The organism is Peribacillus kribbensis DSM 17871, from assembly GCF_000430765.1.
GTDB lineage: Bacteria > Bacillota > Bacilli > Bacillales > DSM-1321 > Paraperibacillus > Paraperibacillus kribbensis.
Map to the genome: position 1 here is coordinate 79,209 of NZ_KE387244.1, position 11,497 is coordinate 90,705.

13 protein-coding genes are annotated in these 11,497 nt (G+C 42.7%); 9 read left to right on the plus strand and 4 right to left on the minus strand.

Annotated features, from left to right (window positions below; translation table 11 throughout):
• Positions 1-7: 7 nt before the first annotated feature.
• Positions 8-571: an alkyl hydroperoxide reductase subunit C gene (gene ahpC, locus H539_RS0125520; RefSeq protein WP_026695876.1), complete on the minus strand. Its 564-nt coding sequence runs from the start codon at positions 569-571 to the stop codon at positions 8-10.
• A gap of 479 nt (positions 572-1,050) precedes the next feature.
• Between ahpC and H539_RS0125525 the strand changes: the two genes are divergently transcribed.
• From H539_RS0125525 to H539_RS0125535, 3 genes are all read left to right on the plus strand, one after another.
• Positions 1,051-1,953, plus strand: coding sequence for a LysR family transcriptional regulator (locus tag H539_RS0125525; RefSeq protein ID WP_026695877.1), 903 nt, complete (start codon positions 1,051-1,053; stop codon positions 1,951-1,953).
• 145 nt (positions 1,954-2,098) lie between these two features.
• Positions 2,099-2,617 carry an acyl-CoA thioesterase gene (locus tag H539_RS0125530; RefSeq protein ID WP_026695878.1) on the plus strand — a complete coding sequence of 173 codons (519 nt, stop codon included), beginning with the start codon at positions 2,099-2,101 and terminating at the stop codon, positions 2,615-2,617.
• A gap of 17 nt (positions 2,618-2,634) precedes the next feature.
• Complete coding sequence (locus tag H539_RS0125535; protein WP_026695879.1) at positions 2,635-3,006, plus strand: hypothetical protein; 372 nt, start codon at positions 2,635-2,637, stop codon at positions 3,004-3,006.
• Between the two features lie 64 nt (positions 3,007-3,070).
• Here the strand turns inward: H539_RS0125535 and H539_RS0125540 are convergent, their stop codons facing one another.
• Positions 3,071-3,913 carry an aldo/keto reductase gene (locus H539_RS0125540; RefSeq protein WP_026695880.1) on the minus strand — a complete coding sequence of 281 codons (843 nt, stop codon included), beginning with the start codon at positions 3,911-3,913 and terminating at the stop codon, positions 3,071-3,073.
• 369 nt (positions 3,914-4,282) lie between these two features.
• Between H539_RS0125540 and H539_RS0125545 the strand changes: the two genes are divergently transcribed.
• Entirely contained in the window at positions 4,283-4,918 is a 636-nt protein-coding gene (locus tag H539_RS0125545) for a nitroreductase family protein (protein ID WP_026695881.1), read from the plus strand.
• 444 nt (positions 4,919-5,362) lie between these two features.
• Here H539_RS0125545 and H539_RS0125555 read toward each other — a convergent pair whose 3' ends face one another.
• Complete coding sequence (locus tag H539_RS0125555) at positions 5,363-6,280, minus strand: aldo/keto reductase (protein ID WP_026695882.1); 918 nt, start codon at positions 6,278-6,280, stop codon at positions 5,363-5,365.
• Between the two features lie 192 nt (positions 6,281-6,472).
• Between H539_RS0125555 and H539_RS0125560 the strand changes: the two genes are divergently transcribed.
• The 4 genes from H539_RS0125560 (at position 6,473) to H539_RS0125575 (ending at position 10,115) form a co-directional block, all read left to right on the plus strand.
• Positions 6,473-7,117 (plus strand): LytTR family DNA-binding domain-containing protein, encoded by a 645-nt coding sequence (locus tag H539_RS0125560; protein ID WP_026695883.1) that lies wholly within the window; start codon positions 6,473-6,475, stop codon positions 7,115-7,117.
• 131 nt (positions 7,118-7,248) lie between these two features.
• On the plus strand, positions 7,249-8,763 hold the full coding sequence (gene scpC / locus H539_RS0125565) for a succinyl-CoA:acetate CoA-transferase ScpC (protein ID WP_026695884.1): 1,515 nt from the start codon (positions 7,249-7,251) through the stop codon (positions 8,761-8,763).
• A 286-nt stretch (positions 8,764-9,049) separates the two neighbouring features.
• Positions 9,050-9,439, plus strand: coding sequence for a CidA/LrgA family protein (locus tag H539_RS0125570; RefSeq protein ID WP_026696033.1), 390 nt, complete (start codon positions 9,050-9,052; stop codon positions 9,437-9,439).
• Entirely contained in the window at positions 9,414-10,115 is a 702-nt protein-coding gene (locus H539_RS0125575) for an LrgB family protein (protein ID WP_026695885.1), read from the plus strand. Before H539_RS0125570 ends, H539_RS0125575 begins: the two co-directional genes overlap by 26 nt.
• A gap of 38 nt (positions 10,116-10,153) precedes the next feature.
• Here H539_RS0125575 and H539_RS29785 read toward each other — a convergent pair whose 3' ends face one another.
• Positions 10,154-11,047 carry a MerR family transcriptional regulator gene (locus tag H539_RS29785; protein ID WP_051348811.1) on the minus strand — a complete coding sequence of 298 codons (894 nt, stop codon included), beginning with the start codon at positions 11,045-11,047 and terminating at the stop codon, positions 10,154-10,156.
• A 168-nt stretch (positions 11,048-11,215) separates the two neighbouring features.
• On the opposite strand from H539_RS29785, the gene H539_RS0125590 reads away from it, so the two are divergent.
• Positions 11,216-11,410 (plus strand): DUF378 domain-containing protein, encoded by a 195-nt coding sequence (locus H539_RS0125590; RefSeq protein ID WP_026695887.1) that lies wholly within the window; start codon positions 11,216-11,218, stop codon positions 11,408-11,410.
• Positions 11,411-11,497 lie beyond the last annotated feature (87 nt).

The window sequence follows — 11,497 nt, forward strand, 5'->3', positions numbered from 1 at the left end:
GTACTCCTTAGATTTTGCCGACAAGGTCAAGGCTTGGCTTAAGTGTTTCAGAGCCTTCCTGCCATTTAGCCGGGCATACTTCTCCTGGATTGTTGCGGACATATTGTGCAGCCTTGATTTTGTTTACAACAGTGCTTGCGTCACGGCCGATGCCGCCTGCATTGATTTCAACAGTCTGAATGATGCCGTCTGGATCGATGATGAAAGTACCGCGGTCAGCAAGACCTTCTTCTTCGTTTAGTACATCGAAGTTGCGGGAGATTTTTTGAGATGGGTCACCGATCATGATGTATTCGATTTTGCTGATAGTGTCTGAATTATCATGCCATGCTTTATGTGTGAAATGAGTATCTGTTGATACGGAATATACTTCAACACCTAGATCTTTAAGTGTTGCATATTCATTTTGAAGGTCTTCTAATTCTGTAGGGCATACGAATGTGAAGTCAGCTGGGTAGAAGCAGACTACACTCCATTTGCCTTTTAAGTTTTCTTCTGAAACATCAATGAATTCTCCGTTGTGGAAAGCTTTTGCTGCGAATGGTTTTACTTCTGATCCAATTAATGACATAGTCCAATTCCTCCTGAGGTGTGTTTTAAGAATTACTTTGTAATAATTCTAATTCGATATTCATTATTATATAAAGATAATTTCTTGTCAATGAGAAAGCCTCATATTCTTTCAAATTGTATTTTAGCCATTTTTATAAAGTGTATACAATTTAGAAGGAATATTGGTGTAAAACACACTGGATGATGGTTTTTGGGCTTCCTCTCAATTAGAAGATGAATTGATAAAGGGAAGGAAAATGTGGAAAAAAAGAAGAAAGTAAGAACGGGCTTTTTCTTTCTAAAGCTATAGTATATAAATAAAAAGAAAGCTTTAAGGCGCAGGTATTATATATTTAGATAATAAAAAAGGGGAACGTGTAATGGTTCAACCTCTTATCAGAAACCGGACACAGCCATAATCCGTAGTCAGGTAACTGATTCAAAAGTATGGTACACTATAGTATCTTTAAAAATCGGGATATAAGGTGTTTGATATCGTTGGAAATTAAACATTTAGAATACTTTATTGAGGTGACACGGACGGGAAGCTTCACCAGTGCGGCTGAAAATCTGTTTATCACTCAGCCTGCCCTCAGCAGGATTATCAAATCACTTGAGGAGGAAATCGGCACTCCGCTTTTTATCCGGACAAGGAAAAAGATGATTCTTACTGATGCGGGGCGTGTCTTATTAAAGCATGCGCTGATTATTGAGAAACAGCTGCAGCTTATGGACGCTGAACTCGATCGGATGCTGATTTTTAAAAAAAGGCATATCCGCATTGGTCTTCCCACCATTACCAACTCCATCTTCTTCTCACGGCTCATTGCTTCGTTTCATAGGGAGTATCCGGATGTAACCTTCCAGCTGGAGGAGGATGGCTCTAAGCGGATTGAAGAGAAAGTCGTCAATGATTTACTCGATTTTGGGGTAGTCGTTCTTCCAGAGAAAGTAGAAAATCTCCATTACTACCGATTTGTCCATGAGAAGCTTAGAGTGGTAATACCTGCGGATCATCACCTCTCTGGAAAAGACCAGGTCTCTCTGGATGAGTTGAAGGATGAAAAGTTCATTATGTTTAACCGGGACTTTGAATTAAGAAATCTGGTTCTTAATGCCTGCAAGGCAGTGGGATTTCATCCGAAAATCATTTCGGAAACCTCCCAGCTGGATTTTATCCAGGAAATGATCGCCTCCAATCTAGGCATTACGCTGCTTCCGGAAAGCACCACTCAGGAGCTGAACCGCGGTCTTCAATCCATTCCCGTCATCAGCCCGGAAATTGAGTGGAATCTAGCAATCATTTGGAAAAAGGATGCGTACCTATCCCAGGTTTCCAAAGAATTTATCCGCTTTGCCAGGATGATTCTCTCGGAAGCTGATTCCAATGAAATGGAATAGCGCTTTCATAAGGTATTGTAATGAATAGTATATTTGATTTGCATTGTAACTAAGCTGGAAAGTCATACTATAATAGAAGTTGTAAAAATTTTTAGTGCTTTAGAGGCATGCTGCTTCAAAGCATCTTAGATAAGGTGATCATCATATGGAAGCAAAGAAAGTGAAGGAAACACGTGTTGTTCACACCGACCAGGTGCTCATCAATGATTTAAATAACTATCATACATTGTTTGGCGGCGTCCTGATGAAGAAGATGGATGCTTGTGCGGTTATTTCTGCCCGCAGACATTCCCGTGTAAAAGAATGTGTAACTGCCTCCACCGATAACGTTAATTTTATAGAACCCATTCGTGTAACCGATTCCTTATGTATCGAATCGTTTGTTGCCTATACAGGGACGAAGTCTATGGAAATTTTCTGCAAGGTAATTAAAGAAGATCTAGAAACCGGAGATCGGAAAATTGCTGCTACTGCTTTCTTAACTTTTGTTCCCTTGGATGAAAATAAACGGCCGATGGAAGTGGCACCCGTTATTCCGGAAACAGAAGAAGAGAAATACCTTTACGAAACAGGGAAAGAACGCGAAAGAATCCGCAAGCTGAAAAGACAGCAGAACAAGGAACTTGTCTCCAAACTTACTTTGAATAAACCTTGGGATTTTTAATCAAAAGGAGATTTCAGATGTTATCAGCAGCAAGCTACAGTCAATTAAGGGATGTACAGATTGCTATTGAAGACTTCAACAATAAGAAGCCGTCTGCTTTTCAACAGCTTTTGAATATCATTCATCTGACCCGCCAATTGCAGTTTAAATATCAATACATGGGGTCCCTGCTTATGGATGAAGACCCGGGCAGCAGTAAACCAAATCTCCAAAATGAGTATGTACTGTCTGTTTATAAGCGGGAAATTGATCAGTTAAAAACAGATTCAATCTTCGCTGACTTAAAAAATCTTCTGCAAATGTATAAGGAAGTCAGCTATGCCAATATCAGCAGGCTGGCTATAGGGGAAAGCCCCCATGCGTTGGTCGGGCCTATTTTAATGAGATAAAAGCCATAAAGAAAGCTGATGCCAGGATGTTGTGCTCCCGGCATCAGCTTTTTTTGTTCCTCTATTAAAAATCAAAATTGTCCGGATCCGGGCCAACCCGGATATTCTGGTTCATGCTGTTGATTTTCTCCATCTCTTCCTTCGACAGTTCAAAATCAAAAATGTCCGCATTCTCAGTGATACGGTGTTCTTTGGTTGATTTTGGGATGGTAATGACTCCGTTTTGAAGGTCCCAGCGCAGAATGACTTGTGCTGTGGATTTTCCATGCTTGTCCGCGATTTCCCGCAGGTCAGCATTCTCCAATAATTGCCCCTGCATAAGCGGCGACCAAGCCTCCAGCTGAATTCCATTCTCCTCGCAGTAACTCTTCACTTTCGATTGAGTAAGGCGCGGATGATATTCAACCTGATTGATCATCGGCTTGATTTCAGCATTCCTTACAAGATCCTCAAGGTGGTGGACCTGGAAGTTGCTCACTCCGATGGCCCGGACCTTTCCTTGCTTATAAAGATGCTCAAGAGCACGCCAGGCTTCTTTATATTTGCCTTCAACAGGCCAGTGGATGAGGTAGAGATCCAGATAATCAAGGCCAAGCTTTTTCAGGCTGGTTTCATAGGCAGCAAGGGTGGATTCGTAGCCAAGATCTGAATTCCATACTTTAGAAGTGATGAAGAGATCTTCGCGGGATACGCCGGCTTCTTTCATTCCTTTTCGGATCCCTTCTCCTACTCCTTCTTCATTTGCGTATATGGCAGCTGTATCAATGCTGCGGTAACCATGCTTGATGGCAAAGGAAACAGCATTCACAAGCTCGGGACCTTCTTCTACTTTAAATACCCCAAGGCCAAACCAGGGCATTTGAACTCCATTATATAAAGCTGTTCGATCTTGCAGATTTTTACTCACAATAGGATTCCTCCAATGTTAAAATTCGTTCACCGCTTAGAGATAAAGGCGGCAGATATCATTATGAATGGAATAGAATAAAAAAAGAAGTACGTACTTTAAAGTAATATAGGAACAAAAAAGTATGATAGGCACTTTTTTGTTCCTATTGAAAAAAGAGATCATCTAGTAGATGATCTCCCATTTCTGTCCTTTTTATGAATCCACTAGAGTCACTGCTGCCTAGGCTGATTAGTTTACAAATGACTGAAGCAGTAGTAATTTAATACTCTCCATTATTATTTTTGAAAAGCATTGGAGATAAATAAAGAAACGAACGCTTACCCAAAATAAAAGCAGCTTATTTTAAGATAAAGAGGAGTTTCAGCTATGACAAATCAAAAAACAAATGACTTTAAAGAAATTGTCAGAGGACGCCGTTCTATTAAGAACTATGACCCTTCCGTTAAAATCAGCAGGGAGGAAATGGAGGAAATCCTGGAGCTTGCGGCGACTGCGCCATCTTCTGTCAACATGCAGCCATGGAGATTTCTTGTGATTGAAAGCCCGGAAGGAAAAGCAGCCCTTGCTCCGCTGGCACGTTTCAATCAGAACCAGGTGGAAACTTCAGCAGCCATGATTGCGGTTTTTGGAGATCTTCAAAATTTTGATAAGTTCGAAGACATCTATGGCAAGGCAGTCGAAGAAGGGCATATGCCTCAGGAAGTAAAAGAAAATATCCATAAATCCTTCTCCGGCTATTTCGAGACCATTTCCCGTGAAGATATGGAAGACGTTGTCCTGGTCGATGGAGGGCTTGTATCCATGCAGCTCATGCTGGCCGCACGCGCATATGGCTACGATACAAATCCGATCGGCGGATACGAAAAAGACCAAATCGCAGAAGTGTTTGGCCTGGACAAAGACCGCTTTGTACCGGTCATGCTGATTTCCATCGGAAAAGCCGCAGACACAGGCCATACATCTGTCCGTCTGCCTGTTGACCAGATTGCTCAATGGAAGTAAAGTTCCCGCTGAAATCAACTAGGAGAGAGTAATTAAAACCGGGGTTTAAGTAAAACCCCGGTTTTTTCGTACTTGGAGCAGCCTTCAGAAGCGGAGCAAAGATTTAAATTTTCGGAGCAAAAAAGAGGTGCGGCCGAGCAAAACTAAGAAGTCCTTGAGCAAAAACTGTCTAAGCCGGAGCAAAAAACAGGAAGCTTGGAGCAAAACTGAGAAGTGGAGCAAAAATTCGAAGAACCTGATATAAAAGAGCCAGGTCCGAGCAAAACCAGAGGGTCTCCGAGTGAAAACGAAGATGCCACAGCAAAAATTCCCCAGCCATTGCTGCAGATAACGCTTTAAGAGCAGGACTTTTTGTCTGGTATCGGAACAAGAAACAAACCATAAGGGAACTGACCTGATCATCAAAAAAGGCACTAGATTCATTCTAGTGCCTTTAAGGATTTATTAAGGAAGAATGTTTCCTGCCGCTCTGTAGATGCTGTACCATTCTTCGCGGGTCAGACGGATATCGCCAGCCTTCACGCAGTCCTTTAATCTCTCAATATTCATGGTACCGATCACTGGCTGCATCTGTGCAGGATGGCGCAGAAGCCAGGCGATGGCAATCGTTGTATTGCTCACATCATATTTGCCGGCAATCTCATCAATCTGTTTGTTCAACTCAGGGAATTTATCATTGTTAAGGAAAACACCCTCAAAGAAACCATATTGGAATGGAGACCATGGCTGGACTGTGATATCATTCAGCCTGCAAAAGTCCAGGATACTGCCGTCCCGGTCGATGGCTGAATCATTCTCCATGTTCACATTGATTCCGTTGGAGATCATGTTCGCATTCGTGATGCTCAGCTGAAGCTGATTGGCTACAATCGGCTGCTTTACGTATTTCTGCAGCAGCTGGATCTGCATAGGTTTCTGGTTAGAAACGCCGAAATGCTTTACTTTTCCAGAGGATTCAAGGCGGTCAAAGGCCTCTGCTACTTCTTCAGGCTCCACAAGTGCATCCGGGCGGTGCAGCAGCAGGATATCCAGATAATCTGTTTGAAGACGTTTTAGGATTCCGTCTACAGATTCCAGGATATGATCCTTGGAGAAATCGAACATTCCTTTTCGGATGCCGCATTTTGACTGCAGAATTATTTTTTCGCGGATATCATCATTCATATGGATGGCTTCAGAAAAGATTTCCTCGCAGGTTCCTCCGCCGTAAATGTCAGCGTGATCGAAGAAGTTGGCTCCTTCCTCCAGCGCGGTTTGAACAAAGCGTTCTGCTTCCTGCTTTTCCAGTGAGTCAATCCTCATACAGCCGACAGCTACGACAGGCACCTCAAGTGTGCTGTTTCCCAGTTTCATCGTTTTCATCATTTTTCCTCCATTTTCAATCCTCTAATGAATGAAAGTGTTTTCAATCATATTTATATTTTGACATATCAGGTACGGTTTGTTCAATTAATAGGAACTATCATTAAAGACTGGCAGAGTTATACTCTTCCGGAATGCAGAATCTATAATAAATGGATTCTTCATAGTATAATATGTGCGAGGTGAAATTGTATGGAGGATATTACCCTGAGATCTCTATTGGATGTGATAGGAGACTTATTTTCAGATGAAATTTCAATAGCCGTATCCAATACAAAAGAGTATATATACTATAGGCCGAGCAAACGGGTGGACTTGAAAATTAAACCGGGCGATTCTCTGAAGGAAGGTACACTTGCCCATAAAGCATTGAGCATGAAACAAAGAGTTTCGGAGTTTATCAGCCGGGATATCTTTGGTGTTCCCTACCATGGAATGGCGGTGCCTTTTTTGCACGATGGGAAAGTGGAGGGCTGTGTGACGGCCATTTATCCGGCATTAACCGATGGGAAATCTGTTGTGACAGTGAAAACCAACGATGGTTGGATCCCTCTTCCGTTTTCAGAGGTGGTCTATGTAGAGGCAAAGGAAAAAAAGACGTATATTTATTCAAAGGAAGTTTCAGGGACTCATAAATACTCCTTGCAGGAATTTGAATTTATCCTTCCAAAGGATTTTTTCATTAGGTGCCATCGCGCCTTTATTGTAAATGTTAACCATATAAAAGCCATCTATCCTGATCTTCACTCGACGTTTTTGCTATCAATGGATAATGGAGACAGAGTGCCTGTGAGCCAATCCTATTCCAGTTATTTTCGGAAGCTTCTGGGTTTTTAGTAATTCTGCTGTTTTAGTTCCTTTATTTGCTTTCTTATCCTGTAATAACGTCCCCTATGCCAAAAATCCATTTCCACTGCCGGGAATGGGTAAAATGGTTATAACTATACCAAGGGGAGAGGGATTTTGTTATGGAAAACCGCGTAAAGCGAATCAGAGATCCTCGTCTGCTGGATAAAGTGGTTTCAGCAGAGGAAGCAGCATCATGGATTGAAAGCGGGATGACATTAGGCTTAAGCGGATTCACACGTGCTGGCGATGTGAAAGCGGTCCCATTTGCACTGGTGAACCGGGTAAAGGGAGATGAGTCGTTCAAGGTCAATGTTTATACAGGAGCATCCCTGGGCTCTGATGTCGATAAATTATTTACCGAAGCTGGAATCATCGGGAAAAGACTGCCATTCCAGGCGGACGCGGCTATGCGGAAAGGAATTAATTCTGGGGAGCTTTTATTTGTGGATCAGCATTTATCTCATACTGCAGAGCTGATTCGCGGAGATGTGATGGATATTGATGTGGCTATATTGGAAGCGGTTGCAATAACAGAGGATGGAATGATCATTCCTACGACTTCCATAGGGAATTCTCTCTCCTTTGCCTTAAATGCCAAATCCATCATCATTGAAATGAACACCGCTCAGTCCGAGCAGCTGGAAGGCCTTCATGATTTATATGAACCTGGAAAACAGGGCGAACGACTTCCTATACCGCTGGTAAAACCACAGGACCGGATCGGAGCCATGGGGATTTTGGTTGATGCAGAAAAGGTGAAGGCCATTGTATTTACCCATCAGCTCGACTCGCCGTCCACCATCGTTCCTCCTGATGAAGAAACGGTCATTATAGCAGAACACTTAATTGAATTTTTACGGAATGAAGTAAGGGCAGGGAGGCTTACGGAAAGCCTGGCACCGCTGCAATCTGGAATTGGTTCGGTAGCCAATGCAGTCCTGCATGGACTCCTGGACTCAGAGTTCAGCGGGCTTGAGGTTTATTCAGAAGTTCTGCAGGATGCGGTCTTTGATTTAATGGATGCTGGAAAGGTGAATTTTGCATCCTGCTGCTCCATTACGCTGTCAGAGGAAAAAATGAGGCAGGTTTATGCGGACTTTGAAAAATACCGTGATAAGCTTTTGATGCGTCCTCAGGAAATTTCCAACCATCCTGAGATCATCCGCCGTTTGGGGCTGATCTCTATTAATACAGCGCTTGAACTTGATATTTATGGAAATGTGAATTCCACTCATGTATGCGGCACAAAAATGATGAATGGAATCGGCGGCTCCGGGGATTTTGCAAGAAATGCCAGACTGGCCATATTTGTCACAAAGTCCATTGCAAAAGGCGGGAATATTTCCAGCATCGTGCCTTTTGTTTCCCACGTCGACCATACAGAGCATGATGTGGATGTGATCGTGACAGAACAGGGATATGCAGACCTTCGCGGGCTTGCCCCTAGAGAACGGGTCGAGCTTATCATAGAAAACTGCGCACATCCTATGTACCGGCCGCAGCTGCGGGCGTATTTTGAAGAAGCCCGCCAAAGAGGCGGCCAGACTCCGCATGTATTAGAAAAAGCCTTTTCCTGGCATGTGAACTTTGCCAGCCATGGAACCATGCTTGAAAAAACTGCAGAGACTGTCTAAAAAAATCCAATACAAAAAATGACCTGGGGGATTAATCCTTCGGGTCATTTTTAATTAACGGAGTGTTCCTTCGTTTCAAGCAGCCCCTTGTTCATCGCCCCCGCTTTTCCAAAGCATTTCCTTTAAAGTCTATGGTTTTATAACCAAACGGAATGAAAATTATTCCGATTAAATACTTTACTAATATAATAAAAAGGAATACGATAGAAAAATGTATCTTTAAGTAAAAAAGGGAATTTTGAGACAAAATAACCCTTAAAGAATGATATTACAGGAGCAAGGAAATATGAAAATCATAAAAATTGTTATACAAGTTGCTTTTCTGACTTTGATATATTTAGCTGGCTCCATGATATCGAATTACCTGGACATTCCCATTCCTGGAGGGATTGTGGGCCTGGTAATTCTATTTCTGCTGCTTCAGCTGAAAATCATAAAAGTAGAGTGGATCGAGAAAGGGGCGGACTGGCTCCTGGCAGAGCTTATGCTGTTCTTTATTCCGGCAGCGGTCGGGATTGTGAATTATCAGAAGGCGATAGGATCAAAATGGGTAAGCCTTTTAATTGTCATTGTCCTCAGTTCGCTGACTGTGATGGCCGTCACGGGACTTACGGCACAATATATATCAAAACGTGGAAGGGGTGCTGTCAATGGTTCTTCTGACAAAAATCGTTAGTATCCTGTTCACATACTTAGTTTATAAAATCAGTAAACAATCGTATAGCCGGTGGAATTTATTCTTTTTGACTCCGCTGCTTATCAGTCCCATTGTGCTTATCATATTATTGATTGCGACGCATACCTCCTATGACTCGTATTACAGCGGTTCAAAATGGCTGAGCTTCTTATTGGGACCGGCCACAGTATCCTTTGCACTGCCGATGTACAGGCAGCTTAAATTATTGAAGAAGCATCTATTTGAAATTATAGCGAGCATCACGGCAGGCTCCGCTGCAGCCATCATTTCATCCTTTTTTTATGCACTCTGGCTGCAGCTGGGGCCTTCCCTTACAACCAGCCTGGTTCCTAGATCGATCACAACGCCGGTGGCGATGGATATATCGAAAACCATTGGGGGAGTCCCTACCCTGACAGCGGTTTTTGTCATTATTACCGGTATCACGGGAGCACTGGTCGGCCCCTTATGGATCCGGATGCTGAAAATAGAGAAATCAACAGCAAAAGGTCTGATGCTCGGGATGAGCGCCCATGGTGCGGGTACATCCAAAGCTTTTGAGCTGGGTGAGCTTGAAGGGACATTTGCGAGTATCGCCATGATCGTGGCTGCCCTGATTACCATCATCCTGGCATTCACCATTTTTCCGGTGCTTCAATCCGAGCTTCTAATCTAACGTAAACAAAGGCTGTTGCATGAGCAACAGCCTTTGCTTTATACCTGCTTGAGTAGTACATGATCAAACCAAGCATCCCAGTCCAATTCTTCCGCCAGGTAAATCAGCCTTGATGACTGGGCGAAAATCTCATCCACTCCGCTGCCTCCCACGACAAACGATAGGTTTGGAACTTCTTCATGGCAGCTTTGTATCCAGCCATTCAATGCTTCCTGATGCCTTCGATCCGTTAGAGATATGGCTGCAGCTGCAATCTGCTTTCGTTTAATGAGCTGGATTAATCCGGAATAGGGGGTGTCCGCCCCTAGATAAATAACCTCGATGCCTTTTCTTCTTAAAAATAAACTAAACACCATCAGCCCGATATGATGATGCTCTCCTTCAGGACAAAAAGCCAGGACCCTTGGCAATTGAGGGTTGGTCGGCAGGAGTCTGAAAAAACTGGTGAACCGCTGCATGATGAGTTCGGACGAAAAATGCTCCTGGGCTACTGTAAGTTTCCCGGATTCCCAATCAGAGCCTATCTGAAAGAGAGTGGGAATCATTAGTTTATGAATTACTTCTTCATAATGGTATAAGGAAAACGCCAAATCAATGGCTTTATTGGCATTCTCGGTTTCGAGATCCACAAGATTCCGGTATAGCCTGACACCCAGACTCTGGTATGATGTGTCTGTAAATTCATCTATAGGAACAATTGAAGCATTAGATTCTGGCGTGGCTTTTAACATTCGCACAGCCTCGCTTATTTTTAAATCCTTCGTTTCCATTTCCGACTTTAACCATCGTAAGATTTGGATATCTGCTTCGCTGTACAGGCGATGGCCGCCTTCACTTCTCTGTGGAGTGATGATATGGTATCTGTTTTCCCAGGCCCGTATGGTTACTGTGGGGATACCCACCAATTCTGATACTTTTTTAATGGTGTACATACCTCTCCTCCTTCTACAAATAATTATACATAAATTGTACATGAATTCTAGATATGATATTTTCAAAGGGGAAAATGAGATTGGAAAGAAATTCTTGCTAATTTTGTATAAGTTTTGTATAAATAAATATATAAAGTTATACAAAAAACATACAAAGGAGTCGTGGGAATGAAAACCTTGAATATCGTTGCGCTTATTTTAATCATTATTGGAGGGCTTAATTGGCTCTTAGTAGGACTATTTAAATGGGATCTTGTGGGCGGCATTACAGGAGGAATGGACAGTGTGCTGGCAAGAATTATTTATGTGGTGGTAGGTTTGGCAGCCATTTATAGCTTTACTCTCATTCAGAAGGTTAAGTAGCATACATCGTTTGGCTGTTCTTTTGACTTCTGTTCAGCAAGCTGAAAAAAAGTGCAGCTTAATAAGATATTCAACTCTCATTTTAGT